The sequence below is a fragment of the Citrobacter sp. W9 genome, assembly GCF_026719375.1.
In the GTDB taxonomy this organism is placed as follows: Bacteria; Pseudomonadota; Gammaproteobacteria; order Enterobacterales; family Enterobacteriaceae; genus Citrobacter; species Citrobacter werkmanii.
The window spans coordinates 91,512-116,589 of sequence record NZ_JAPPTE010000003.1 but is presented as its reverse complement, the minus strand read 5'-3'; the positions used below and the strand labels follow the sequence as shown (position 1 = coordinate 116,589).

The window sequence follows — 25,078 nt, the reverse complement described above, 5'->3', positions numbered from 1 at the left end:
TATTAGATTGAAATATATATTTTATCAATCCCCTCTGTTATCCAGAGGGGAAGGTCGTCAGGACATCAGCGGCTGTAATTGCTGATAAATTCGACGGAAGGTTTCCCGACGCTGTTGGTAGAGCGCATGGCGCTCAGCATCAGGATAATGCGCCTGTTCCAGCGTAAGCTGAGGCAGTATGTCTGATAACGGCTTTTGCGGGTTCATGGCAATTTGCGCCAGGCGCGCCGCACCGAGTGCAGGACCGACATCGCCGCCGGTACGATAATCCAGCTGTAACCCGCTGATATCAGACAGCATCTGACGCCAGTATTCGCTGCGAGCCCCGCCGCCAATGAGCGTAATGCTGGCTGGCTGTACACCGCACGCATGCACAACATCCATGCCGTCGGCCAGCGCAAAACCCACACCTTCCAGTACCGCCCGCGCCAGTTCTGCCGGACCATGCTGATGCGTCAGACCGAAAAATACGCCCTTCGCCTGCGGGTTATTATGCGGCGTACGTTCACCGGACAGGTAAGGTAAAAACCAGACCGGCTCGGCGTCTGCATTCGCTTGTTGCGCTGCGGCGATCAATGCCGGTACGCTCGCCAGTCCGGTTAATTTCGCCGCCCAATCCAGGCAGGATGCCGCGCTCAGCATCACGGACATCAGGTGCCATCGCTCCGGCAAAGCATGACAAAAACTGTGGACCGCGCTTTCCGGCTTACTGAGGAAGCCGTCGCTTACCGCAAAATAGACGCCGGATGTACCCAACGAAAGCATCGCCTGACCGGCATTCATCATGCCTACGCCGACCGCTCCCGCCGCGTTATCACCGCCCCCGGCAACGACCGCAACCTCATTCATTCCCCAGTCCTGGGCGACTTCTGGCAGCAATGTTCCGGTAACCGCACAACCTTCGTATAGCGCAGGCATATGCGCACGAGACAGCTTACAGGCCGCCAGCATGACATCACTCCAGTCACGTTTGGCGACATCCAGCCACATCGTACCTGCCGCATCAGACATATCGCTGGCAAAATCGCCGGTCATACGCAGACGCAGGTAATCTTTCGGTAGCAGCACTTTATCTACCCGGCTGAAAATCTCCGGCTCGTGACGTTGCACCCACAGCAACTTTGGCGCGGTAAAGCCAGGCATCATCAGGTTGCCGGTGATAGCACGAGACTGCGGAACCAGGTTCTCCAGCATTACGCACTCTTCAGCGCAGCGACCATCGTTCCACAGGATTGCGGGACGTAATACTTTCTGTTGCTTGTCCAGTAACGTCGCGCCGTGCATCTGGCCGGCAATCCCTAACGCTTTCACCTCACTGAGCGAATGCTGCTGGCCCAGCGCTTTTACGGCGCGATCCGTTGCCAGCCACCATTGTTCAGGGTCCTGCTCTGACCATAACGGATGCGGACGCGAGACCGTGAGTTTCTCCGTTTGCGAAGCGATCACATCGCCCTGCTCATTCAGCAGAATGGCCTTTACGCCTGAGGTGCCAAGATCTATCCCGATATACATAGCGTATCGTTCCTTAAAGAAAGGCCCGGCAGCGCGTGGCTTTCCGGGCTTACGGACGTTCTCAGAAACCTGTTATTTGTCGAACAAATAATGGTTTACCAGATTTTCCAGCAGTTCCTGATGGCCGCTCTGATGCACTGGCGCCAGATTATGTTGTTCAGCGTACTGCGCAATTTCCGTCAGCGTCATCTGCCCTTTCAGAATTTGCTGGCCCAGCTCACCATTCCAACCAGCGTAACGCTTGGCCACACGCTGATCCAAACCACCGTCCTCAATCATACGGGCCGCAATTTTCAGCGACAGCGCCATGGTATCCATTGCGCCAATATGACCATAGAACAGATCGTATTTATCGGTGCTCTGACGACGAACTTTGGCGTCAAAGTTCAGACCGCCGGTGGTGAAGCCGCCCGCTTTGAGGATTTCGTACATCACCAACGCATTCTCTTCTACGCTATTTGGGAACTGGTCAGTATCCCATCCCAACTGTGCGTCACCGCGGTTGGCATCGACAGAACCAAACAGACCCAGCGCGATAGCAGTGGCGATTTCATGATGGAATGAGTGACCCGCCAGCGTGGCGTGGTTGGCTTCGATATTCAGTTTGATCTCTTTTTCCAGGCCGAACTGCTTGAGGAACCCGTAAACGGTCGCCGCATCGTAGTCGTACTGGTGCTTGGTCGGTTCCTGCGGCTTCGGTTCGATAAGCAAAGTGCCCTGGAAACCCGTTTTGTGTTTGTGCTCTACCACCAGTTGCATAAAGCGGCCAATCTGCTCACGTTCCTGACGCAGATCGGTATTCAGCAGCGTTTCATAGCCTTCACGGCCGCCCCACAGAACGTAGTTTTCACCGCCTAGCTTGTGTGTGGCATCCATCGCCGTAACTACCTGTGTGGCAGCCCAGCTGAACACTTCCGGGTCCGGATTCGTGGCCGCGCCCGCGCCGTAGCGTGGATTGGTGAAGCAGTTTGCCGTTCCCCACAACAGCTTGACCCCACTTTGTTCCTGTTTTGCCGCCAGCACATCAACCATCTGCGCAAAGTTGTTTTTGTACTCTTTTAGCGACGCGCCTTCCGGCGAGACATCCACGTCATGGAAGCAGTAGTAAGGGACGTTCAGCTTGTGAAAGAACTCAAATGCGACATCCGCTTTGCGTTTCGCCAGCTCCAGTGCTTCTCCGGGCTGCTGCCACGGACGATCGAAAGCGCCCATGCCGAACATGTCCGCACCGTTCCAGCAGAATGTATGCCAATAGCAGGCGGCAAAACGCAGATGATCTTCCATGCGTTTGCCCAACACGATTTCGTCAGGGTTGTAATGGCGAAATGCGAGCGGGTTAGTAGTTTTAGTCCCTTCAAAACGAACACGATCGAGTTGGTCGAAATAAGCCTGCATAATAAGCTCCATAATCAGGTAATACGGCAAGTAAACTGCGATATAGCTATACTGGAATTTCCTGATTTATTGCTCAATTACGTTATTTCACACCGCCATTAAGAGAATACCCAAACGTGCGCTGGCTCCCAAAAAAGCGCATTGAAAAGAGAATTAAAAAAGCGATCGCGATCGAAGGTTAATCATTAAACAAAAAACCGTAATGCGCAGATAAAAAATGGCAATTGTCATCCCGCGTTCAGTATGTGAATTTTGCGTAGCATTAAGAAAATAAAAATTTGTCACGCTTCATCAAGCAGTCGTCCCTGCGGTTTTGCTAGTATCGACAGGCCACGTTAACCTTCCAGGACAGATTCTTATGTTTGATAAACGTCACCGCATCACTCTATTATTTAATGCCAATAAAGCCTACGACCGCCAGGTGGTAGAAGGGGTGGGTGAATATTTACAGGCATCACAATCAGAGTGGGATATATTCATTGAGGAAGATTTCCGCGCCCGCATTGATAATATCAAAGACTGGTTAGGCGATGGTGTTATTGCCGATTATGACGATGATGACATTGCACAATTACTTGCCGATGTGGATGTTCCTATCATCGGCGTCGGGGGTTCCTACCATGCGGAACAGGATTATCCGCCGGTGCATTACATTGCCACCGATAACCACGCGCTGGTAGAAAGCGCTTTCCTGCATCTGAAAGAAAAAGGGATCAACCGGTTCGCGTTCTACGGACTGCCCGCTTCAAGCGGCAAACGCTGGGCGGCTGAACGTGAATATGCGTTTTGCCAACTGGTCGCTAAAGAAAAGTACCGTGGAGTTGTCTATCAGGGACTGGAAACCGCGCCGGAAAACTGGCAGCACGCGCAAAATCGTCTGGCGGACTGGCTGCAAACTCTGCCGCCGCAAACCGGCATTATCGCCGTCACCGACGCGCGAGCGCGGCACATTCTGCAAGCTTGCGAACACCTGCATATTCCGGTCCCGGAAAAACTGTGCGTGATTGGAATCGACAACGAAGAACTGACCCGTTACCTGTCGCGGGTGGCGCTGTCATCCGTTGCTCAGGGGGCCAGGCAGATGGGGTATCAGGCCGCTAAGCTTCTGCACCGGTTACTGGCGAATGAAGAACTACCGCTGCAACGCATACTGGTCCCGCCAGTGCGCGTCATTGAACGCCGTTCAACTGACTACCGTTCATTGACCGATCCGGCGGTGATTCAGGCGATGCACTTTATCCGCAACCATGCCTGCAAAGGCATTAAAGTCGAACAGGTGCTGGATTCAGTGGGGATTTCGCGGTCGAATCTGGAGAAACGTTTTAAAGAAGAGGTCGGAGAAACTATCCATGCGGTGATTCATGCCGAGAAGCTGGAAAAAGCGCGCAGCCTGTTGATTTCCACCACGCTGTCGATCAACGAAATTTCACAAATGTGCGGCTATCCATCACTGCAGTACTTCTATTCCGTCTTCAAGAAAGAGTACGACACGACGCCAAAAGAGTATCGCGATGTGAATAGTGAAGTGTTGCTATAGAGGGAATTGCCGGATGGCGGCTTCGTCTGATCCGGCCTACGAGATGACTTGTAGACCGGATTAGCACACGTTACATATGCGCGGCAATTAAGCGCTGGTTATCCTGATACATTGCGAACAGATAGTTGTTGTAGCTCTGTCCCTTAGTGGAATAACCCTTCAGCTTATGGATCATCGCAGTAGCGGTGACTTCCTGATCGGCTTTACGCAGTTGCGCACGTGACTTCCGGAAAGAAGAGTAAGCTGGGTGCGTATTCAGGTTAATGACATAGGCATTGACTGACTCTTTCACTGATTCAAACTGTGAGTAGCCTTTCACCTTACCAGGGGCATTATTACAACGCCCTTTGCCACATTTCATGCCAAACAGGTTGTTGTTGCTCCGCGCCAGCTTCGACGTCCCCCAGCCGCTTTCAGCCGCAGCCATGGTTGCCACCATACTGGTCGGGATAATGTCTACACGCTCAAGCAGCGTGTTCCACGGAATTTTACGCGTGTTGCCAGACCAGCTCACCTTATAGCGCTTAGCGATGTCTTTCATCCGCGTACGCTCTGTAGGTGACCAGCGATTCTGGTACTGTTTTGAAATCAGCCAGTTACGATCCGCCGTAATGGCAGCATTTTGACTGGTAATATAAGGCATAACCGTCCGGAGAAACGCTTTTTTCCTTGGTGTTCCGGAAGGGTATTTTCGCAAATCAGGAAGTGAACTACTCTTTGCACTATTGCGAGAATACTCTTGTTTACTGCTAACCTGTTTATTACTTGCCTTGATTACCTGGGGCTTGTGACTCGTTGTCGCCGTGTGTGTCTTTGCCAGCGCCTCACCCGAAAATGCAACGGTGAGTAACATAAGAATCATTGCCCCATATCGTCGAATGGGAGTCAATATCATTAGGTCTCCTGGTCGGATTTATACATTCCAACACCTTATATTTTTCAAAAAAATGAGAGATGAATCTCAAATCATATCAAAAATAACGGTCAAGAGCACCCAAAGGAATAGTCCAATTCTGAAACTATGTCACGCGTTAACGATTCGGGCTGCCATTAATTTGATGAAAATGTGGGGGTTATCGCAAAATTAGTTCATTTTTTGCGCGCATTAGCTCACCCTCACTTCTCCTCCTGGCGGAATCACCTCAAAGGAGGAGTTTCCGGCCTGATTTCACTGGCAAACTGGCTAAAATCGCAGCATCAAGGACAGCATTATGAAACTTGCCGCCGTTGCGCTGGCGCTAATGCCCGGCATTGCCATCGCCTCAACATGGACTTCTCAGGGACTTCCCGCCTTCGAAGCGGAAGGTACGGGTAAATTCGTCAGCCATGCAGCGTTGACGAAGGGTACTCGTCCTTTAATTCTGAATTTTGACCAACAGTGCTGGCAGCCAGCTGACGCGATAAAACTCAACCAGATGCTGTCGCTTAAACCTTGTGAAGGCGCGCCGCCGCAGTGGCGTTTATTCAAGGACGGCGATTACACGCTTGAAGTCGATACCCGCTCCGGCACGCCAACGCTGATGCTCTCAGTCAAAAGCGCCGCAGACCCCGTCAGTAGCCAAATTCGCCAGTGTCCGAAATGGGATGGTTCGCCATTAACGCTGGACGTCAGTCAGACCTTCCCGGAAGGCGCCGTGGTGCGCGACTACTACAGCAACCAAACGGCGACGGTAAAAAACGGGTCGATTACCCTGCAGCCCGCCGCAACCAGTAACGGGTTGTTGCTGCTGGAACGAGCGGAAACCGACGCCCCCGCCGCTTTCGACTGGCATAACGCGACGGTGTATTTCGTCCTGACGGACCGCTTTGTGAATGGCGATCCGGGCAACGACCACAGCTACGGTCGGCGCAACGACGGTATGCAGGAAATTGGCACCTTCCACGGCGGCGATTTACGCGGTCTTGCCAGCAAACTCGACTATCTGCAACAACTGGGCGTCAATGCGTTATGGATCAGCGCGCCGTTTGAGCAAATCCACGGCTGGGTCGGCGGTGGCACCAAAGGCGATTTCCCCCACTACGCCTACCATGGCTACTACACTCAGGACTGGACCACGCTCGACGCCAATATGGGCAACGAAAACGATCTGCGCGCGCTGGTTGACGGCGCTCACCAGCGCGGCATCCGTGTCCTGTTTGATGTCGTGATGAACCATACTGGCTACGCCACGCTGGCGGATATGCAGGAATATCAGTTTGGGGCGCTGTACTTATCAGGCGATGAGCTGAAAAACACGCTCGGCGAACGCTGGACGGACTGGAAGCCAGCTGCCGGGCAGAGCTGGCATAGCTTTAATGATTACATCAACTTCAGCGATAAAGCCGGTTGGGAAAAATGGTGGGGCAAAAACTGGATCCGCACCGATATTGGCGATTACGACAACCCTGGTTTTGACGACCTGACCATGTCGCTGGCTTTCCTGCCCGATCTGAAAACCGAATCCACCACGCCTTCCGGCCTGCCTAATTTTTATCAGCACAAACCGGATACTCACGCCAAAGCGATCGCCGGCTACACGCCCCGCGATTATCTGACCCACTGGCTCAGTCAGTGGGTGCGCGATTACGGAATTGACGGCTTTCGGGTCGATACCGCCAAACACGTCGAGCTTCCCGCCTGGCAGCAGCTCAAAACACAGGCCAGCGCGGCGCTGGTCGAATGGAAGAAAGCCCACCCGGACAAAGCCCTGGATGATAACCCCTTCTGGATGACCGGTGAAGCCTGGGGTCACGGCGTCATGCAAAGCGACTATTATCGTCACGGTTTCGACGCGATGATCAATTTCGACTATCAGGAGCAGGCGGCGAAAGCCGTTGATTGTCTGGCAAATATGGATCTCACCTGGCAACAGATGGCGGAAAAACTGCAGGATTTCAATGTCCTGAGCTATCTCTCCTCCCATGATACCCGGCTGTTTCGCGAGGGTGGAGACAAAGCCGCCGAGCTATTGCTGCTGGCGCCTGGGGCAGTACAACTGTTTTACGGTGACGAGTCGGCCCGGCCTTTCGGCCCCACGGGGTCCGATCCCTTACAGGGTACGCGCTCAGAGATGAACTGGCAGGACGTGACCGGGAAATCTGCCGCCAGCGTCGCGCACTGGCAACGTATCAGCCAGTTCAGGGCCAGACATCCCGCCATTGGCGCCGGTAAACAAACCACACTGACATTGAAGCAGGGGTACGGATTCGTCCGTGAACATGGCAACGATAAAGTTATGGTGGTGTGGGCCGGTCAGCCCTGATCCTGACGGGCTTCTCGTACTCGCTGATGCGAGAAGCCAAATTCACGATAAAACACCAGCTCGACAAAAATTTGCAGCACAAAACATCAATCCAGCCTGATGCCCCTGATTTGCACCCCGCCATAGGTAGCGCTATGGTTAGCCACTTTACTACTCAGTTCGACAGACCACCTGCTATGACATTCTCACTTTTTGGCGACAAATTTACCCGCCATTCAGGCATCACACGCCTGATGGAGGACCTCAACGATGGCTTACGCACACCAGGCGCCATCATGCTCGGCGGCGGTAATCCGGCGCAAATTCCAGAGATGAAAAATTACTTTCAGTCTCTGCTGGCAGATATGCTGGAAAACGGCAAAGCCGCTGATGCGCTTTGCAATTATGACGGTCCACAAGGTAAAACCGAGCTACTGGCCGAGCTGGCGAAACTGCTACGTGAGAAGCAGGGTTGGGATATCGAGCCACAAAATATTGCACTGACAAATGGCAGTCAGAGCGCATTTTTCTACTTATTCAATCTCTTCGCCGGACGCCGCGCCGACGGAACAACCCAGAAAGTGTTGTTCCCGTTAGCACCGGAATATATTGGCTATGCCGATGCCGGGCTGGAAGAAGAACTCTTTGTCTCTGCACGCCCAAACATCGAGCTGTTACCAGAAGGCCAGTTTAAGTATCACGTTGATTTTGAACATCTGCACATCGGTGAAGAAACGGGGATGATCTGCGTGTCGCGCCCGACTAACCCGACAGGCAACGTGATCACCGACGAAGAACTGATGAAGCTGGATCGGCTGGCCAACCAGCACGGTATCCCGTTGGTGATCGATAACGCGTATGGCGTACCGTTCCCAGGCATCATTTTTAGCGAAGCCCGGCCGCTGTGGAACCCAAACATTGTGCTGTGCATGAGCCTTTCTAAGCTGGGTCTGCCAGGCTCCCGCTGCGGCATCATTATCGCCAATGAAAAGATCATCACCGCCATCACCAATATGAATGGCATTATCAGCCTTGCGCCCGGCGGAATGGGACCGGCGATGATGTGCGAAATGATTAAACGTAATGATCTTCTGCGCCTTTCTGAGACGGTGATCAAACCGTTTTATTACCAGCGCGTTCAGCAGACAATTGCGATCATTCGCCGCTATTTACCTGAAGATCGCTGCCTCATTCACAAACCAGAAGGGGCGATTTTCCTGTGGTTATGGTTTAAAGATTTGCCGATCACCACCGAGCTGCTGTATCAGCGCCTGAAAGCGCGCGGCGTACTGATGGTTCCCGGTGACTACTTCTTCCCGGGGCTGGATAAACCCTGGCCGCATACCCATCAGTGCATGCGCATGAATTACGTTCCGGAGCCCGAGAAAATCGAGGCTGGCGTGAAGATTCTGGCGGAAGAGATCGAGCGCGCCTGGCTGGAAGGCTAACGCAAATCCCGACCCGAGCGCGGGTCGGGTCGCTTCACAGCGGCAGCGAACGCAGACGCTGTCGCTGCATACTGACAGCATCAATACACTGCAAGGCACTGGTCGGGCAGGCTTCTACACATGCGGGTCCCGTCTCGCGATGCCAGCACAAATCACATTTTATCGCCTGCGCCCGTGACATTCGTGCGACAATGTTCATCGCCCCAAACGGACACGCGATCATGCAGCTTTTACAGCCAATACACTGCGCCTGTTCAACGAAGATATGTCCATGTTCACGACGAATTGCGTGGGTTGGGCACACGTTAGCGCAGGGAGCATCTTCGCACTGATGACAGGCAACTGCCGTCGTAAAGGCGTCGTCTTTAATCACCCGAATCCGCGGGATAAACGCCTCAGAGGAGACCGATGCGCAATCCTGATTTTCCTGATGTGCGACAACGCAGGCAACTTCGCAGGTACGACACCCAATACATTTTGCCGCATCCGCCATAATAAACTCGTTCATTGCCCCCTCCGTCAGAGTGAAAACCACAGATTGCCAGAGAGAGACTCCCTGCTGCCTTGATCGGACAGGGGAAACGGTTAAATTTTGTCAGGTGACTGAACGACGCCGGGCATGCGCCTAATCGCGAACGGTAAAGCCCAGCTCATTGGAAATTGCCTGAGCCGTTTCGCGTAGCGGCTTGAGTAAATTCTTTTCCCCTACCTGCTTCAGACGCGAGGTAGAAAGTGAAATCGACACCGAATATGGCACCCGACCGTGAATATCAAACACCGGTACGGCAATACAGGAAACCCCCAACTCGTTCTCTTCCCGATCCATCGCCATACTGCTTTCGCGGATTTGCGCCAGTTCATCGTACATCGCCGGTAAACCAGTGATGGTATTGCGGGTCAGCGGCTGAATCAGATCCTGATGACTCTCCCAGTAGGACGCCACGTAATCCGCATGTCCAAACGCCATATAGATTTTGCCCATCGCGGAGCAGTACAGCGGCATATGCTGGCCGATATAGGCGCGGGTACGCAGCATGCCCGTCGTCGGCTCGAGCTTATAGATCAAAATAGCGTGGTCATCTTCACGGCTGGAGAAGTTGATGGTTTCGCCGGTGGCAATATTCAGCGCTTCAAGGTGCGGCGCGGCGACATGGATGATATTCAGTGACGACAGCGCCTTCTGCCCAACGGCGATAAATTTAGTGGTCAGCCGATAGCTGCCCGCAGCGGGTGCGGGTGTGACATAGCCGCAGGATTGCAATCCTTGCAAGAGTCGATGCACGGTACTTTTGTTCAGCCCCGCCAGTTCAGACAGGTGGGCCAGCGGGCACCCATTCGGATAGTTGCTCAGGATCTCAATCAACATCAAACCACGGAACAGGCTCTGACTTCCGGCTGGCCTCTCTTTGTCTTGCGTCATTTCACTCTCTTTTGTGCCCATTTTTTCCGCTCCCCTTTTCGTCGCGCTCTGATGGTAGCGCAAAGTGTGTTTCAGTTCACGATCTGAACCGAAAAAACACAACTGTTTGATTTTGCAGATTTTAAAAAACAGGCCACCCCGTTGATCTGTTAAATTTTGATCGCTATATTTGAAATCAGATTTCGCATAGTGAAATTTAGAGATAAAAAAGCGATCAAATTTAAACAAGGAAACAGGAATGAAAGTCACCTTTGAACAGTTAAAAGATGCGTTCAATCGGGTACTGCTGGCACGCGGTATCGCCGTTGAAACCGCCGATGCCTGTGCAGAAATGTTCGCGCGCACCACCGAATCCGGCGTCTATTCGCATGGCGTCAACCGTTTTCCCCGCTTCATTCAGCAACTGGATAACGGCGACATCATTCCTGAAGCCAAACCACAGCGCATCACCAGCCTGGGGGCGATTGAGCAATGGGATGCCCGGCGTTCGATCGGCAACCTGACGGCGAAAAAGATGATGGACCGAGCCATTGAATTGGCCTCCGATCACGGTATTGGTCTGGTGGCGCTGCGTAACGCCAACCACTGGATGCGTGGCGGCAGCTATGGCTGGCAGGCCGCGGAGAAAGGGTACATTGGTATCTGCTGGACCAACTCAATTGCCGTCATGCCGCCGTGGGGTTCGAAGGAGTGCCGCATTGGTACTAACCCGCTGATTGTCGCGATCCCCTCCACGCCAATCACCATGGTTGATATGTCGATGTCGATGTTCTCCTACGGCATGCTGGAAGTGAATCGCCTGGCCGGTCGCGAACTGCCGGTAGACGGTGGCTTTGACGATGAAGGTAATCTCACCAAAGAGCCTGGCGTTATCGAAAAAAATCGTCGCATTCTGCCAATGGGTTACTGGAAAGGTTCAGGTCTGTCGATTGTGCTGGATATGATCGCCACCCTGCTTTCTGACGGCTCTTCTGTTGCGGAGGTCACTCAGGATAACAGCGACGAATATGGCGTTTCGCAGATTTTCATCGCCATTGAAGTGGATAAGTTGATCGATGGCGCCACGCGCGATGCGAAACTCCAGCGGATTATGGATTTCATCACCACCGCCGAACGCGCTGATGAAAACACGCCTGTTCGTCTGCCTGGCCACGAGTTTACAAAGCTACTGGAAGAAAATCGCCGTAACGGCATCACCGTTGATGACAGCGTCTGGGCAAAAATTCAGACGCTGTAAGGAGCAACCCCATGATCTTTGGACATATCTCACAGCCTAATCCGTGTCGTTTGCCCGAGGCGATTGAAAGAGCGCTCGACTTCCTGCGCACCACGGATTTCCGCAAACTTGAGCCGGGCGTGGTGGAGATCGAGGGTAAAAATATCTTCGCGCAGATTATCGATTTAACCACGCGTGACGCTGCCGAAAATCGCCCTGAAGTACATCGTCGCTATCTGGATATTCAGTTTTTAGCCTGGGGTGAAGAAAAAATCGGTATCGCCATTGATACCGGAAATAACGAAATCAGCGAATCGTTATTAGCACAGCGCGATATTATTTTTTATCACACCAGCGAACATGAATCTTTTATTGAAATGATTCCGGGAAGTTACGCCATATTTTTCCCGCAGGATGTTCATCGCCCCGCATGTCATAAAACTGTCGCCACGCCGATCCGCAAAATAGTCGTGAAGGTTGCTATTTCAGTTTTATAAAAGGAGCACAAAAATGAAAGCTAACACTACCGGTTATATTATCGGTGCGTACCCTTGTGCACCCTCATTTCACCAAAAGAGTGAAGAGGAAGAGAAGGAATTCTGGCGTCAACTCTCCGATACCCCGGATATTCGCGGACTGGAGCAGCCCTGCCTTGAGCATCTGCATCCGTTAGGTGACGAGTGGTTATTGCGCCATACGCCAGGCGAGTGGCAAATCGTGGTCACAGCGATTATGGAGACCATGCGCCGTCGCGGCATCAATAGCGGTTTTGGGCTGGCCTCCAGCGACGAAGAGCAGCGTCAGGCCTGTGTGACGTATTACCGCCATCTGCACCAGAAAATCAACCGTATTAATGCGGCCAGCGCCGGGAAAATAATCGCCCTTGAACTGCATGCCGCTCCGCTGGCAAGCAACCCCAATGTCGCTCAGGCCACCGACGCGTTTGCCCGTTCGCTCCAGGAAATTACCCGTTGGGACTGGTCCTGCGATCTGGTGCTGGAACATTGCGATGCTATGACTGGCCCCGCGCCACGCAAAGGATTTTTGCCGTTAGAAAACGTACTGGACGCGATCGCCGGTTACGATATCAGCGTGTGTATTAACTGGGCGCGATCGGCGATTGAAGGACAGGACCTCGCCCTACCGCTGGCCCACACGCAACAGGTCCAACGGGCCGGGAAACTGGGCGCGCTGATGTTCTCCGGCACGACGATTACAGGAGAATACGGCGAGTGGCAGGACCTGCACGCGCCGTTTGCTCCTTTCTGCCCGCAGAGCCTGATGACCGCCGATCATGCCCGCGAATTATTCACCTGTGCAGGAACCGATCTATTGCAATTTGCCGGTATTAAATTGCTGGAAATAAATGCCAATGCAGATGTGAACCATCGCGTAGCGATATTACGCGACGGCATCGCTGCATTAAACAAAGCAAAACTATAAAAATAACATACTACTCTACGAGAATATTAATATGAACATGACCTCTCGCCCTACACTCAAAGATATACCCCGTCAGCGCTGGCTGCGGATTATTCCCCCGATTCTGATCGCTTGTATTATCTCTTATATGGACCGCGTTAATATCGCATTTGCGATGCCCGGCGGTATGGATGAGGAATTAGGTATTTCCGCCACCATGGCCGGTCTGGCCGGGGGAATTTTCTTCATCGGTTATCTGTTTTTACAGGTTCCCGGCGGAAAAATTGCCGTACACGGCAGCGGCAAGAAATTTATCGGCTGGTCGCTGGTTGCCTGGGCGGTTATTTCCGTTCTGACGGGATTGATCACTAATCAGTATCAACTGCTGGTTTTGCGTTTCTTACTCGGCGTGGCCGAAGGCGGCATGCTGCCGGTGGTGCTGACGATGATCAGTAACTGGTTCCCCGACGCCGAACGCGGTCGCGCCAATGCGATTGTGATTATGTTTGTGCCTATTGCCGGGATCATTACCGCCCCGCTCTCGGGCTGGATAATCACCGTTCTCGACTGGCGCTGGCTGTTCATCATTGAAGGTTTACTCTCCGTCGTCGTTCTGGTGCTGTGGGCCTATACCGTTTACGACCGTCCGCAGGAAGCGCGCTGGATCTCTGAGGCGGAGAAAAATTACCTGGTAGAAACCCTGGCCGCCGAGCAAAAAGCGATTGCTGGAACAGAGGTCAAAAATGCCTCTCTGGGCGCGGTGTTGTCCGACAAAACCATGTGGCAGCTTATCGCCCTGAACTTCTTCTATCAGACCGGGATTTATGGTTACACCCTGTGGCTGCCGACCATCCTCAAAGAGTTGACCCACAGCAGCATGGGGCAAGTTGGCATGCTCGCTATTCTGCCGTACGTCGGCGCGATTGCCGGGATGTTCCTGTTCTCTTCCCTCTCTGACCGGACTGGTAAACGCAAGCTGTTCGTCTGCCTGCCGCTGATTGGCTTTGCCCTGTGCATGTTCCTCTCTGTAGCGCTGAAAAATAACGTCTGGCTGGCTTATGCCGCGCTGGTTGGCTGCGGATTCTTCCTGCAATCAGCCGCGGGGGTGTTCTGGACTATTCCGGCACGTTTGTTCAGCGCGGAAATGGCCGGTGGCGCACGTGGGGTCATCAATGCGTTGGGGAACCTTGGCGGTTTCTGCGGTCCTTACGCGGTCGGCGTACTTATCACCCTGTACAGCAAAGATGCTGGCGTTTACTGCCTGGCCGTCTCACTGGCTCTGGCCGCGCTGATGGCGCTGCTGCTGCCGGCGAAATGTGATGCTGGCGCAGCTCCGCTAAAGACACTGAATCCACATAAACGCACAGCCTGAAACAATGCCCGGGGGCGCTGCGCTTACCGGGCCTACAAAACCAATAAATACCCAAGGCCGGATACGCACAGCGCCATCCGGCAAAAATGAGATAACAAAGATGAGTGATAGAGAGACCTTTTGGCTGGGGATCGATTGTGGCGGTACGTATCTGAAAGCCGGTTTGTATGATGCCAAAGGTCATGAGCATGGAATTAACCGTCAATCGTTGCAGACCGTATCGCCATTACCGGGTTACGCCGAACGCGATATGCGCCAACTGTGGCAACAGTGTATCGCCACCATTGCCGGGCTGTTGAAACGCACCGGCGTATCCGGTGAACAAATCAAAGGCGTCGGTATCTCCGCTCAGGGCAAGGGACTGTTCCTTCTTGATAAACAGGATGAGCCGCTGGGCAATGCCATTCTCTCTTCCGACCGACGGGCGATGGACATCGTTCAGCGCTGGCAGCAGGATGGGATCCCCGCACAGCTTTACCCGATCACCCGCCAGACATTGTGGACCGGACATCCCGCATCCCTCCTGCGCTGGGTGAAAGAAAATGAACCGCAACGCTACGCGCAAATCGGCTGCGTCATGATGGGCCATGACTACCTGCGCTGGTGTTTAACCGGCGTGAAAGGCTGCGAAGAGAGCAACATCTCCGAGTCAAATCTCTACAACATGACGACAGGTCAGTACGACCCGCGTCTGACCCAGTGGCTGGGCATCAGTGAAGTCGACAATGCGCTACCGCCCATTGTCGGTTCAGCAGAAATATGCGGGGAAATCACCGCTCAAACGGCTGCCATAACCGGTCTGGCGGCGGGTACACCCGTCGTCGGCGGTCTGTTTGATGTGGTTTCCACCGCACTCTGCGCCGGGATCGAAGATGAACACACCCTCAACGCGGTGATGGGGACCTGGGCTGTCACCAGCGGGATCGCTCACGGCCTGCGCGACCACGAAGCGCATCCTTACGTCTATGGCCGCTATGTCAATGACGGGCAGTACATCGTTCACGAAGCCAGCCCGACCTCTTCCGGCAATCTGGAGTGGTTTACCGCCCAATGGGGCGAACTCTCTTTTGATGAGGTCAACCAGGCCGTTGCCAGCTTGCCGAAAGCCAGTAGCAATCTTTTGTTCCTGCCTTTTTTGTATGGCAGTAACGCCGGGCTGGAGATGACCAGCGGTTTTTATGGCATGCAGGCTTTACACACTCGCGCCCACTTATTGCAAGCCATCTACGAAGGCGTGGTTTTCAGCCATATGACCCATCTCAACCGCATGCGCGAACGTTTTACGCAGGCGCATACCCTGCGCGTTACCGGTGGTCCGGCGCACTCCAACGTCTGGATGCAAATGCTGGCGGACGTCAGCGGTTTACGTATCGAACTGCCGCAGGTTGAAGAGACCGGCTGCTTTGGCGCAGCGCTCGCTGCCCGCGTCGGCACCGGTGTTTATCACAATTTCAACGATGCCCAGCGCAGCTTACAGCATCCGGTACGCACCCTGTTGCCGGACGCCGCGGCGCATGCGAACTATCAGCGCAAATACCGCCAATACCAGAATTTAATTACCGCACTGCAGGGCTATCACGCCCGTATTAAGGAGCACGAATAATGAGTCGACCATTACTGCAACTGGCGCTTGACCACACGAATCTGCAAGCGGCCCAACGCGATGTCGCTCTGTTACAGGAAAGTGTCGATATCGTTGAGGCCGGCACGATTCTCTGTTTAACCGAAGGTCTGGGCGCGGTGAAAGCGCTACGCGCTCAGTGCCCAAATAAAATTATCGTCGCCGACTGGAAGGTGGCCGACGCAGGTGAAACCCTCGCCCAGCAAGCGTTTGGCGCAGGCGCCAACTGGATGACCATCATCTGCGCCGCGCCCCTCGCTACCGTAGAAAAAGGTCATAGCGTCGCACAGTCCTGCGGCGGTGAAATTCAGATGGAACTGTTCGGCAACTGGACCCTGGATGATGCCCGCGACTGGTATCGCGTCGGGGTTCGCCAGGCGATTTATCACCGTGGACGCGATGCGCAGGCCAGCGGTCAACAGTGGGGGGAAGTAGATCTGGCGCGGATGAAGGCGCTTTCCGATATTGGTCTGGAGCTGTCGATTACCGGTGGTATTACGCCCGCCGACCTGCCGCTGTTTCGCGACATCAACGTCAAAGCCTTTATCGCCGGACGCGCGCTGGCGGGAGCACAAAACCCGGCGCAGGTGGCCGCCGAATTCCATGCGCAAATCGACGCCATCTGGGGAGCACAGTATGCGTAACCATCCGTTAGGTATCTATGAAAAAGCGCTGGCGAAAGACCTCACCTGGCCGGAACGGCTGGTGCTGGCGAAAAGCTGCGGTTTTGATTTCGTTGAAATGTCGGTAGATGAAACCGATGAACGTCTGTCTCGCCTTGACTGGACTCCTGCCCAGCGTGCATCGCTGGTGAGCGCGATGCTGGAAACCGGCGTGGCCATTCCCTCCATGTGCCTGTCAGCCCACCGCCGCTTTCCCTTTGGCAGTCGCGATGAAGCCGTCCGCGCCCGGGCAAGCGACATCATGACCAAAGCCATCCGCCTGGCCCGGGATTTAGGTATTCGTACCATTCAACTGGCCGGTTACGACGTCTATTACGAAGAACATGACGAAGGTACACAGCAGCGCTTTGCCGAGGGGCTGGCATGGGCAGTTGAGCAAGCCGCCGCCGCGCAGGTGATGCTGGCGGTAGAAATCATGGATACCGCATTTATGAACTCGATCAGCAAGTGGAAAAAGTGGGATGAAATGCTCTCATCGCCGTGGTTCACCGTCTACCCGGACGTGGGCAACCTCAGCGCCTGGGGTAACGACGTCAAAGCTGAATTGACGTTGGGCATCGACCGTATCGCCGCTATCCATCTGAAGGACACGCTGCCGGTAACCGAAACTCATCCGGGCCAGTTTCGCGATGTACCCTTTGGCGAAGGATGCGTGGACTTTGTGGGCATCTTCAAAACGCTGCATGAGCTGAACTATCGCGGATCGTTTCTGATTGAAATGTGGACGGAAAAAGCAAAAGAACCGGTGCTGGAAATTATCCAGGCCCGACGCTGGATAGAAGACCGTATGCAGGAAGGAGGTTTCCCATGTTAGAACAACTGAAAGCCGAGGTGTTGGCAGCGAATATGGCGCTGCCGGCACATGGTTTAGTCACCTTTACCTGGGGTAACGTCAGCGCAGTGGATGAAACACGCAAACTGATGGTTATCAAGCCATCCGGCGTGGAATATGACGTGATGACCGCCGACGATATGGTGGTGGTGGATATCGCCAGCGGCAACGTGGTTGAAGGCAGTAAAAAACCCTCGTCTGACACGCCAACCCATCTGGCGCTGTATCGCCGTTACCCTGAGATCGGCGGCATTGTGCACACGCACTCACGCCACGCGACAATCTGGTCGCAAGCAGGTCTTGATCTCCCGGCATGGGGTACCACGCATGCCGATTACTTTTACGGCACTATCCCATGCACCCGACTGATGACCGTGGAAGAGATCAACGGTGAATATGAATACCAGACCGGCGAAGTCATCATTAAAACGTTTGAGCAACGGGACCTGAACCCGATGCAGGTTCCGGCGGTACTGGTGCATTCACACGGCCCGTTCGCCTGGGGTAAAAACGCCGCGGATGCTGTGCATAACGCCGTGGTACTAGAGGAGTGCGCCTATATGGGACTGTTCTCACGCCAGTTGGCCCCACAGTTACCGGATATGCAGCCTGAGTTGCTGGATAAACACTATCTGCGTAAACACGGCGCGAATGCCTATTACGGACAGTAGCATGTCAGGCGCATACGCTGACGTTCATTCCGTGGTTTAGCTGGGCAAACCGTGGTGAAGGCGAAATGCGAATCTGGATAAACGAGCAGTAATGATGACGATGGATGGCGGCAGTTAGCCCCATCCGTCAAGGCATCATGAAAAGATTGCCCTCCTCCCTGAGGACAAACGGGTGAGAATCAGAAACGCCAGGTCAGACCGGACATCAAGGTAAAGCTGTCATCGCGATCAACCATCGGGCTATTTTTAATGTCATCCGGCAGCACGCTATAGTTGGCGCTGGCCAGCAGCGTCAGGTTGCTGGTCAACGCGTATTTAGCGGACAGGCCAACATACGGTGTCCAGCTGTCCCCAGGGGAGTAGCTTGATAACCCACTACGGCGGGATTCATTGCCAGAGATGCCGTAGTAATATTCGTTGAAGTTTTCGTCATAGTAGAGCACGCCAATCGCCGGCGTCAGCGTCAGCTTGCCCATTGGCATTTGGCGGAACATAGACATTTCCGCCACCCAGCCATTGCTGTTATCCAGCACATCCGCTGCGGCAGAGACCTTCACGCTGCCCCATTTTTCATGGTGATACCATGCGGCACCCGCCATCGCGGTTGCATCACGCTTGTCCAGTTGCTTCATCGCATGATCGTCGTTATCACCGGGATCAAACTCAAGCGGCATGTAAGAAGCAGTAATGCTAAATTCATTACTTTCACTTTTTGAAAGAATATAGCCTAACGTTGTTTGCCTAAAATAAAATGATTCACTTTCATAACTGATAAGCGGTACTGCATGAACATTATCATTATATCCACGATAGGGAGATTCATTATATACAGCGCCACCGCCAATAGAAAACTCTGCGGCAGTTGCACTCGCCATAAAAGAAAAGGCGAACAGCGCCACAATATTGCGTTTAATTAACATGCCAACATTCCATTTTAAAATAAGCCACAAAGCGGGTGCATAATAATGCTTACAATTTCATCGATGCAACTTCCATATTTATATAGTAATATATACAAACATATATATATTGGGTTTGGCGATGAACAAATTACAACTCAAACACCGGGAACTGAAGATTATTTCGGTAATTGCTGCCAGTGAAAACATCAGTCATGCCGCTACGGTTCTCGGCATCGCACAGGCTAATGTCAGCAAGTACCTTGCTGATTTTGAATCAAAAGTTGGGCTAAAGGTCTTTGATCGCACCACCCGCCAGTTGACCCTGACGCCCTTTGGTGTAGCGCTGCTGCCTTACATCAATGACATGCTGGACAGAAACGATCAGCTAAATAGTTTCATCGCTGATTATAAGCATGAAAAACGTGGCAAGGTAACGGTATATGCACCAACCGGAATTATTGCTTACTTATCGCAACATGTTATTGCAAAAATTCAGGATATCGGTGGTATTACTCTCTCGCTGAAAACCTGCAATCTTGAACGGAAAGCATTTTATGAAGGTGTAGATTTCCCGGATGATTGTGACGTTTTAATTACCTATGCGCATCCCAAAGATGAATCACTGGTCGCCAGCTTTATTACCAAATATGCAGTGATGGCGTTTGCCAGCCCTGAATATATCAAACAGCATCCCATTAACAGCCCTGATGAGCTGGAAAATCATTCCTGTATTTTAATCGACTCCATGATGATTGATGATGCCAATATCTGGCGCTTCAGCTCCGCCGGCGGCAAGGAAATGCATGATTATCGGGTGACCGGAAACTACGTCTGTGACAATACGCAATCCGCGCTGGCGCTGGCGCGTAATCATCTGGGCATTGTTTTTGCGCCTTATGCGAGTATACAAAAAGACGTTCAGTCCGGATTGTTGGTTCCCTGTTTCTCCGAACAGCACGAATGGTGGCTGGATTTAGTGGCGATTTTCCGCAAGCGTGAATACCAGCCCTGGCGTGTACAGTTTATTCTCGACGCAATGTTAGCGGAGATACGTCAGCAGCTTACTCAGACGCTACAGCTGTCTGAGTAAGCTAAATAGCCTGCACCTAGTGGTCGAGATACAGGTAATGCACCCAGCTGGTCATCCGCAACAAGACTTTGCGCATGATTGACACATGTTCGAAGTGATCAGAGTAAACGGCGACCTGGGCGTAAATCCCATCAGGTAACGCGCTCACGTCCGCATTGTCGTTCAGCTCAATCGTGGCGATCACCCCTTCTGAACCGGGCGTAGAGTTTAAGGATTGCAACGCCCCGTTCGACTGGTATGTACCACCCGGTACAGCCGGGCTGATAGCCGCCAGTTTGCCGCTAAATACCTTCCCCGGCAGGGCGTTAAACACCACTTCCGCTTCATCGCCTGGCTCCAGTCGCAGCAGTGAGTTTTGACGGAACTGGGCGATAATTTGCCGTTTCTGTTCCGGGATAAACACCATCACCGGACGCATAGGCAGCGCGGCGGCATAGGTTCCGGGGCGCATCAACACCTGCGTAACGTAACCATCGCTGGGCGCACGAACCACGGTCTGGTCAAGGTTAAACTCCGCTTCGGCGAGTTGTGCCTTCAGGCTGGCAATTTGCGAATTTTCACCCAGTACCAGGCTGTCTAACTGGCTCTGGATTTGCTGTTGCTCCGCAATAGACGATTTCACCGATGCTTCCTGCGCCAGATAGTTTTGGCGCGCCGCATCGATATCGCGTTCAGAAAAAGGGTTGACCTTCGCCTGACTCCCCTGCGCATAGCGCTGGTAATCTTTTGCCAGCTTGTCACGCGTGGCCTTTGCCTGTTGCGTGTTGGCTTTCATTTCGTCTAGCTGCGCAACCAGCGCCTGCTCTTTATGCTGAGCGGTGACAATATCGGCTTTCAGGCGATCAACCCGCGCCTGATAACGTCCAGGATTAAGTTTAAACAGAACTTCGCCTTTTTTGATCAGCGTATTCTTCTTATCCGTCACTTCCGTTACAACCCCCGTGACCTGCGGCACGACGGGAATAGAAATTACCGCTTTTTGCGCCTTAAAGGTATACGGATGGTTATAATTCATCAGTAATATAAGCCCGCAAACAATGAAAATACCACCCAATGCTGCAGTGGGTACCGTCCATTTATTTACAGGAATTTTAAAAATTTTAAATATCGACCATGCGCATGCCACATAGGTCAGAACAATCAGTAAATCCATCGATATTACTCCGCCGGAGAGGTCTTAACCTCACCCAGTTTCTTTTCCAGGTCGGCAACCCGCGCCTGAAGCTGGATCAGGGAAGAATCCGCGCTCTGCATACCCCACCCGCGCTCCGGGCGATAAAGCGTTGCCCAGATCCATAAAAAGGGCCAAATAACATGTAAGGTAAACAAGCTAACCCAGCCCGCAACATGTATTGCATCGGCATGAGGATGGTTACGTTTCTTTGCAATAAGATAGGGAATATCATGCAGAATAATAATCCCGTAAAAAATGACCAGGAATACAAAAATAAGCACTCCTAATGCAAAATAATCAAGGAACATATTTGCCTCAGGGATTTAAATTAAAGAACTTGGCTGCTATTTATTTAAAAAATAGAGTTGATAATAGTAGTGGAATGACCAGATTGGGTGCAATGGGGTTATTTATATAACGATATATGAGTTTCTATATATACCCGTCGTCTTTCGAGCTGCTTCTTTGTTGGCTGCGTTCACTCACCCCAGTCATCTACCGGAGTAAGCTCCTGGGGATTCCCTCTCTTGCCGCCTCGAAGCAACACGAAATCCATAGGGTACCCTTGTCATACTTTGAACTGCAGGACATAACTTGATGCCCGGTACGCTAAATGCGACCGGGCGGTAAGTGACGGGATATTAAAACAGCCCCAGCGGTTTATCAGAGTAGCTCACCAACAGGCATTTGGTTTGCTGATAGTGCTCAAGCATCATTTTGTGTGTCTCGCGCCCAATGCCCGACTGCTTATAGCCGCCGAACGCCGCATGTGCCGGATAAGCATGGTAGCAGTTGGTCCAGACACGCCCCGCCTGAATCCCGCGGCCCATCTTGTACGCGAGATTTCCGTTACGGCTCCAGACGCCAGCGCCAAGTCCATATTGGGTGTCATTGGCAATTTCCAGCGCTTCGTCCATGGTTTTAAAGGTCGTAACAGCCAGCACCGGGCCGAAGATCTCCTCCTGGAAAACCCGCATGTTGTTCTTACCAAACAGAATGGTCGGTTCGAGGTAGTAACCCTCTTTTAACTCACCATCCAACTGCTTACGCCGTCCACCGGTCAGGACATCCGCCCCTTCTTTCTTACCAATATCGATGTAATTCAGAATGGTTTCCAGTTGACCATGCGACACCTGCGCACCCATTTGCGTCACACTGTCTAACGGGTTGCCGCTACGGATACTCTCTACCCGGCGAATGGCTCTTTCCATAAAGCGTTCGTAAATGGATTCCTGTACCAGCGCGCGGCTCGGACAGGTACACACTTCGCCCTGGTTGAAGGCAAACAGCGCAAAGCCTTCCAGCGCCTTATCAAAGAACGCATCTTCTTCATCCATCACGTCCGCGAAGAAGATATTGGGCGATTTCCCACCCAGCTCCAGGGTGACGGGAATAATGTTCTGCGTAGCATACTGCATGATCTGCTGGCCGACTTCCGTTGAGCCGGTAAACGCCACTTTCGCAATACGTTTAGACGTCGCCAGATATTCACCGATTTCCCCACCCGCGCCGTTTACCACGTTCACGACACCAGGCGGGAGCAGATCGCCAATGACCTCCATCAGCAGCAGCACGGACAACGGCGTCAGGCGCGCAGGTTTAAGCACCACGCAGTTACCCGCCGCCAGTGCGGGCGCCATCTTCCAACTGGCCATTAGCAGCGGGAAGTTCCACGGGATAATTTGCCCGACCACGCCAAGAGGCTCATGGAAATGATAAGCCACGGTCTCACTATCAACCTCGCTGATTCCCCCTTCCTGCGCACGAATACAGGAGGCGAAATAGCGGAAATGGTCAATCGCCAGCGGCACGTCTGCCGCGCTGGTTTCACGGATGGGTTTACCGTTATCCCAGGTTTCTGCCGTCGCCAGCAGTTCCAGGTTTTGTTCCATACGATCGGCGATTTTAAACAGAATCGCCGCTCTGTCCTGCACGGATGTCTGCGCCCATTTATCTTTTATTTTGTGCGCGGCATCCAGTGCCAGATCGATATCCTTCTTACCGGAAGAGGCCACTTCGCACAGCAATTGCCCGGTGACCGGCGTCAGGTTTTGGTAATACTCGCCGTCCACCGGCGCGACCCAGTCACCGCCGATAAAGTTATCGTATCGGGCCTTTAACTTCAGAGGGTAACCATACTCGCCGGGATAAATACGCGTTGAAGGGGGGTTATTGGTCATGACCGTCTCCTTGCTGTAGGGGTACTACAAGGGTAGACGGGGCTGGCGAATAATTCGCCAGCCTTTTACTGCTTTACGACAGGTATCACGAATTACATCGCAGCGCGATAAATCGCCATGATTTCGTCATGAGTCGCCTGAATCGGGTTAGTGAAACCACAGGCGTCTTTCAGGGCATTGGTCGCCAGAACGGCAAAATCTTCTTCCTTCACGTTCAGCTCACGCAGACCGGCCGGAATATTCACTTTCTGCGCCAGTTCACGGATCGCCGCGATACAGGCTTCCGCCCCTTGCTCTTCACTCAGTCCAGCCACGTTAACGCCCATCGCAGCCGCGCAATCACGCAGACGAGCGGCAGCCACTTTGCTATTGAAAACCTGTACATGCGGCAGCAGCACGGCGTTACATACACCGTGTGGCAGATCGTAGAAACCACCCAACTGGTGCGCCATGGCGTGCACGTAACCCAGAGAGGCGTTGTTAAATGCCATGCCTGCGAGGAACTGCGCGTAAGCCATGGCTTCACGTGCCTGAGCATTGCTGCCATCTTCAACGGCAACCGGCAGATTTTCCGCAATCATGGTGACCGCTTTCAGCGCACACGCATCGGTAATCGGGGTTGCAGCAATAGAAACGTAGGCTTCGATAGCGTGGGTCAGCGCATCCATACCGGTAGCCGCCGTCAGAGACTTCGGCATACCGACCATCAGCGAGGAGTCATTGACCGACAGCAGCGGAGTGACGTGCTTGTCGACAATCGCCATTTTGATATGGCGTTCTTCATCGGTAATGATGCAGAAACGGGTCATTTCAGATGCCGTACCCGCCGTGGTGTTGATGGCAATCATCGGCAACTGCGGTTTTGCAGAGCGGTCAACGCCTTCGTAATCGCCGATATAGCCACCGTTAGCGGCCACCAGCGCAATGCCTTTCGCACAATCGTGTGGCGAACCGCCGCCGAGAGAAATAACGCTATCACAGTCGTTTTCTTTCAACATTTTCAGGCCAGCAGCTACGTTACTGGTCGTCGGGTTAGGATGCGTACCATCGTAAATTACGCTGAAAATATCATGTTCCTGTAATGCTTTTTGAATCTCGCCAGCCATACCTAATTTGGTCAACATGGCATCCGTGACAATCAGCGTGCGGCGAAAACCATATTCAGCCATGGTATTCATCGCGTCTTTTAATGAATCAGCGCCGATTATATTCACAGAAGGAATAAAAAATGTTGAAGCAGCCATTGTACGATCCTTAATTACTCTAAAGAGTCAGGAAGCATACGTGTGCATTTTCCAGCAAAATATGATCGCGGTTGTTATTTTAATCACATTCAAAATAAAAAAGCACATTAGGTTCATAATCTAATGTGCTGATTGCAA

General features: G+C 52.8%; 22 protein-coding genes and 1 pseudogene. 13 read left to right on the top strand and 10 right to left on the bottom strand.

The features are described 5' to 3' along the window. Window positions 1–57 precede the first annotated feature (57 nt). Both xylB and xylA read right to left on the bottom strand, forming a co-directional pair. On the bottom strand, window positions 58–1,512 hold the full coding sequence (gene xylB, locus OOJ59_RS06990; RefSeq protein WP_137346668.1) for a xylulokinase: 1,455 nt from the start codon (window positions 1,510–1,512) through the stop codon (window positions 58–60). A 72-nt stretch (window positions 1,513–1,584) separates the two neighbouring features. Then, a complete protein-coding gene (gene xylA, locus OOJ59_RS06985; protein WP_038635208.1) occupies window positions 1,585–2,907 on the bottom strand; it encodes a xylose isomerase in 1,323 nt (440 codons plus the stop codon). A gap of 358 nt (window positions 2,908–3,265) precedes the next feature. Between xylA and xylR the strand changes: the two genes are divergently transcribed. Continuing rightward, window positions 3,266–4,444 carry a D-xylose utilization transcriptional activator XylR gene (xylR, locus tag OOJ59_RS06980; RefSeq protein WP_038635210.1) on the top strand — a complete coding sequence of 393 codons (1,179 nt, stop codon included), beginning with the start codon at window positions 3,266–3,268 and terminating at the stop codon, window positions 4,442–4,444. 70 nt (window positions 4,445–4,514) lie between these two features. Here the strand turns inward: xylR and OOJ59_RS06975 are convergent, their stop codons facing one another. Continuing rightward, complete coding sequence (locus OOJ59_RS06975; RefSeq protein WP_038635213.1) at window positions 4,515–5,339, bottom strand: protein bax; 825 nt, start codon at window positions 5,337–5,339, stop codon at window positions 4,515–4,517. Window positions 5,340–5,655: 316 nt separating this feature from the next. On the opposite strand from OOJ59_RS06975, the gene malS reads away from it, so the two are divergent. Beyond that, on the top strand, window positions 5,656–7,686 hold the full coding sequence (gene malS / locus OOJ59_RS06970; protein ID WP_087857198.1) for an alpha-amylase: 2,031 nt from the start codon (window positions 5,656–5,658) through the stop codon (window positions 7,684–7,686). A gap of 176 nt (window positions 7,687–7,862) precedes the next feature. Then, the gene (avtA, locus tag OOJ59_RS06965) at window positions 7,863–9,113 is read left to right on the top strand and encodes a valine--pyruvate transaminase (protein ID WP_069323735.1); all 1,251 of its coding nucleotides are present in this window, start codon (window positions 7,863–7,865) and stop codon (window positions 9,111–9,113) included. A 34-nt stretch (window positions 9,114–9,147) separates the two neighbouring features. Here the strand turns inward: avtA and OOJ59_RS06960 are convergent, their stop codons facing one another. Both OOJ59_RS06960 and yiaJ read right to left on the bottom strand, forming a co-directional pair. Then, window positions 9,148–9,621: a 4Fe-4S dicluster domain-containing protein gene (locus tag OOJ59_RS06960; protein ID WP_160955360.1), complete on the bottom strand. Its 474-nt coding sequence runs from the start codon at window positions 9,619–9,621 to the stop codon at window positions 9,148–9,150. 117 nt (window positions 9,622–9,738) lie between these two features. Beyond that, window positions 9,739–10,554, bottom strand: a complete 816-nt coding sequence (gene yiaJ, locus OOJ59_RS06955; RefSeq protein ID WP_038642923.1) for an IclR family transcriptional regulator YiaJ — start codon at window positions 10,552–10,554, stop codon at window positions 9,739–9,741. A gap of 217 nt (window positions 10,555–10,771) precedes the next feature. Between yiaJ and yiaK the strand changes: the two genes are divergently transcribed. From yiaK to OOJ59_RS28190, 9 genes and pseudogenes are all read left to right on the top strand, one after another. Further along, entirely contained in the window at window positions 10,772–11,770 is a 999-nt protein-coding gene (gene yiaK, locus OOJ59_RS06950; protein WP_160955361.1) for a 3-dehydro-L-gulonate 2-dehydrogenase, read from the top strand. A gap of 11 nt (window positions 11,771–11,781) precedes the next feature. Then, entirely contained in the window at window positions 11,782–12,246 is a 465-nt protein-coding gene (locus OOJ59_RS06945; protein WP_160955362.1) for a YhcH/YjgK/YiaL family protein, read from the top strand. A 13-nt stretch (window positions 12,247–12,259) separates the two neighbouring features. Further along, window positions 12,260–13,192, top strand: coding sequence for a DUF4862 family protein (locus OOJ59_RS06940; protein ID WP_160955363.1), 933 nt, complete (start codon window positions 12,260–12,262; stop codon window positions 13,190–13,192). A gap of 31 nt (window positions 13,193–13,223) precedes the next feature. Next, window positions 13,224–14,543 carry an MFS transporter gene (locus OOJ59_RS06935; protein WP_038635232.1) on the top strand — a complete coding sequence of 440 codons (1,320 nt, stop codon included), beginning with the start codon at window positions 13,224–13,226 and terminating at the stop codon, window positions 14,541–14,543. 100 nt (window positions 14,544–14,643) lie between these two features. After that, a complete protein-coding gene (locus OOJ59_RS06930) occupies window positions 14,644–16,146 on the top strand; it encodes an FGGY-family carbohydrate kinase (RefSeq protein WP_160955364.1) in 1,503 nt (500 codons plus the stop codon). Then, on the top strand, window positions 16,146–16,808 hold the full coding sequence (ulaD, locus tag OOJ59_RS06925) for a 3-keto-L-gulonate-6-phosphate decarboxylase UlaD (protein WP_069323730.1): 663 nt from the start codon (window positions 16,146–16,148) through the stop codon (window positions 16,806–16,808). Before OOJ59_RS06930 ends, ulaD begins: the two co-directional genes overlap by 1 nt. Next, window positions 16,801–17,661 (top strand): L-ribulose-5-phosphate 3-epimerase, encoded by an 861-nt coding sequence (locus OOJ59_RS06920; protein WP_085049087.1) that lies wholly within the window; start codon window positions 16,801–16,803, stop codon window positions 17,659–17,661. The genes ulaD and OOJ59_RS06920 overlap by 8 nt, the downstream gene beginning before the upstream one ends. After that, window positions 17,655–18,350 (top strand): L-ribulose-5-phosphate 4-epimerase, encoded by a 696-nt coding sequence (gene araD, locus OOJ59_RS06915; protein WP_160955365.1) that lies wholly within the window; start codon window positions 17,655–17,657, stop codon window positions 18,348–18,350. Before OOJ59_RS06920 ends, araD begins: the two co-directional genes overlap by 7 nt. 5 nt (window positions 18,351–18,355) lie before the next feature. Then, window positions 18,356–18,442 (top strand): annotated as a pseudogene (locus OOJ59_RS28190) (hypothetical protein); the annotation flags it as partial. Between the two features lie 87 nt (window positions 18,443–18,529). Here the strand turns inward: OOJ59_RS28190 and OOJ59_RS06910 are convergent. Continuing rightward, the gene (locus OOJ59_RS06910) at window positions 18,530–19,270 is read right to left on the bottom strand and encodes a MipA/OmpV family protein (RefSeq protein WP_038635252.1); all 741 of its coding nucleotides are present in this window, start codon (window positions 19,268–19,270) and stop codon (window positions 18,530–18,532) included. A gap of 121 nt (window positions 19,271–19,391) precedes the next feature. Here OOJ59_RS06910 and OOJ59_RS06905 point away from each other — a divergent pair, with 121 nt between their 5' ends. Continuing rightward, entirely contained in the window at window positions 19,392–20,342 is a 951-nt protein-coding gene (locus OOJ59_RS06905; protein ID WP_038635255.1) for a LysR family transcriptional regulator, read from the top strand. 16 nt (window positions 20,343–20,358) lie between these two features. On the opposite strand, the gene OOJ59_RS06900 is transcribed toward OOJ59_RS06905, so the two are convergent. The 4 genes from OOJ59_RS06900 to yiaY form a co-directional block, all read right to left on the bottom strand. After that, a complete protein-coding gene (locus tag OOJ59_RS06900; protein WP_038635258.1) occupies window positions 20,359–21,495 on the bottom strand; it encodes an HlyD family secretion protein in 1,137 nt (378 codons plus the stop codon). A 5-nt stretch (window positions 21,496–21,500) separates the two neighbouring features. After that, window positions 21,501–21,824, bottom strand: a complete 324-nt coding sequence (locus OOJ59_RS06895) for a DUF3302 domain-containing protein (RefSeq protein WP_042311625.1) — start codon at window positions 21,822–21,824, stop codon at window positions 21,501–21,503. Between the two features lie 333 nt (window positions 21,825–22,157). Beyond that, window positions 22,158–23,696: an aldehyde dehydrogenase AldB gene (aldB, locus tag OOJ59_RS06890; RefSeq protein ID WP_038635264.1), complete on the bottom strand. Its 1,539-nt coding sequence runs from the start codon at window positions 23,694–23,696 to the stop codon at window positions 22,158–22,160. Window positions 23,697–23,788: 92 nt separating this feature from the next. Next, on the bottom strand, window positions 23,789–24,940 hold the full coding sequence (yiaY, locus tag OOJ59_RS06885; RefSeq protein ID WP_038635267.1) for an L-threonine dehydrogenase: 1,152 nt from the start codon (window positions 24,938–24,940) through the stop codon (window positions 23,789–23,791). Window positions 24,941–25,078: the final 138 nt, after the last annotated feature.

What these genes read in the sequence shown, in the direction of transcription:
- xylB (WP_137346668.1), bottom strand. Translation starts at nt 1,512, where the DNA reads ATGTATATCGGGATAGATCTTGGCACCTCAGGCGTAAAGGCCATTCTG.
- xylA (WP_038635208.1), bottom strand. Translation starts at nt 2,907, where the DNA reads ATGCAGGCTTATTTCGACCAACTCGATCGTGTTCGTTTTGAAGGGACT.
- xylR (WP_038635210.1), top strand. Translation starts at nt 3,266, where the DNA reads ATGTTTGATAAACGTCACCGCATCACTCTATTATTTAATGCCAATAAA.
- OOJ59_RS06975 (WP_038635213.1), bottom strand. Translation starts at nt 5,339, where the DNA reads ATGATATTGACTCCCATTCGACGATATGGGGCAATGATTCTTATGTTA.
- malS (WP_087857198.1), top strand. Translation starts at nt 5,656, where the DNA reads ATGAAACTTGCCGCCGTTGCGCTGGCGCTAATGCCCGGCATTGCCATC.
- avtA (WP_069323735.1), top strand. Translation starts at nt 7,863, where the DNA reads ATGACATTCTCACTTTTTGGCGACAAATTTACCCGCCATTCAGGCATC.
- OOJ59_RS06960 (WP_160955360.1), bottom strand. Translation starts at nt 9,621, where the DNA reads ATGAACGAGTTTATTATGGCGGATGCGGCAAAATGTATTGGGTGTCGT.
- yiaJ (WP_038642923.1), bottom strand. Translation starts at nt 10,554, where the DNA reads ATGGGCACAAAAGAGAGTGAAATGACGCAAGACAAAGAGAGGCCAGCC.
- yiaK (WP_160955361.1), top strand. Translation starts at nt 10,772, where the DNA reads ATGAAAGTCACCTTTGAACAGTTAAAAGATGCGTTCAATCGGGTACTG.
- OOJ59_RS06945 (WP_160955362.1), top strand. Translation starts at nt 11,782, where the DNA reads ATGATCTTTGGACATATCTCACAGCCTAATCCGTGTCGTTTGCCCGAG.
- OOJ59_RS06940 (WP_160955363.1), top strand. Translation starts at nt 12,260, where the DNA reads ATGAAAGCTAACACTACCGGTTATATTATCGGTGCGTACCCTTGTGCA.
- OOJ59_RS06935 (WP_038635232.1), top strand. Translation starts at nt 13,224, where the DNA reads ATGAACATGACCTCTCGCCCTACACTCAAAGATATACCCCGTCAGCGC.
- OOJ59_RS06930 (WP_160955364.1), top strand. Translation starts at nt 14,644, where the DNA reads ATGAGTGATAGAGAGACCTTTTGGCTGGGGATCGATTGTGGCGGTACG.
- ulaD (WP_069323730.1), top strand. Translation starts at nt 16,146, where the DNA reads ATGAGTCGACCATTACTGCAACTGGCGCTTGACCACACGAATCTGCAA.
- OOJ59_RS06920 (WP_085049087.1), top strand. Translation starts at nt 16,801, where the DNA reads ATGCGTAACCATCCGTTAGGTATCTATGAAAAAGCGCTGGCGAAAGAC.
- araD (WP_160955365.1), top strand. Translation starts at nt 17,655, where the DNA reads ATGTTAGAACAACTGAAAGCCGAGGTGTTGGCAGCGAATATGGCGCTG.
- OOJ59_RS06910 (WP_038635252.1), bottom strand. Translation starts at nt 19,270, where the DNA reads ATGTTAATTAAACGCAATATTGTGGCGCTGTTCGCCTTTTCTTTTATG.
- OOJ59_RS06905 (WP_038635255.1), top strand. Translation starts at nt 19,392, where the DNA reads ATGAACAAATTACAACTCAAACACCGGGAACTGAAGATTATTTCGGTA.
- OOJ59_RS06900 (WP_038635258.1), bottom strand. Translation starts at nt 21,495, where the DNA reads ATGGATTTACTGATTGTTCTGACCTATGTGGCATGCGCATGGTCGATA.
- OOJ59_RS06895 (WP_042311625.1), bottom strand. Translation starts at nt 21,824, where the DNA reads ATGTTCCTTGATTATTTTGCATTAGGAGTGCTTATTTTTGTATTCCTG.
- aldB (WP_038635264.1), bottom strand. Translation starts at nt 23,696, where the DNA reads ATGACCAATAACCCCCCTTCAACGCGTATTTATCCCGGCGAGTATGGT.
- yiaY (WP_038635267.1), bottom strand. Translation starts at nt 24,940, where the DNA reads ATGGCTGCTTCAACATTTTTTATTCCTTCTGTGAATATAATCGGCGCT.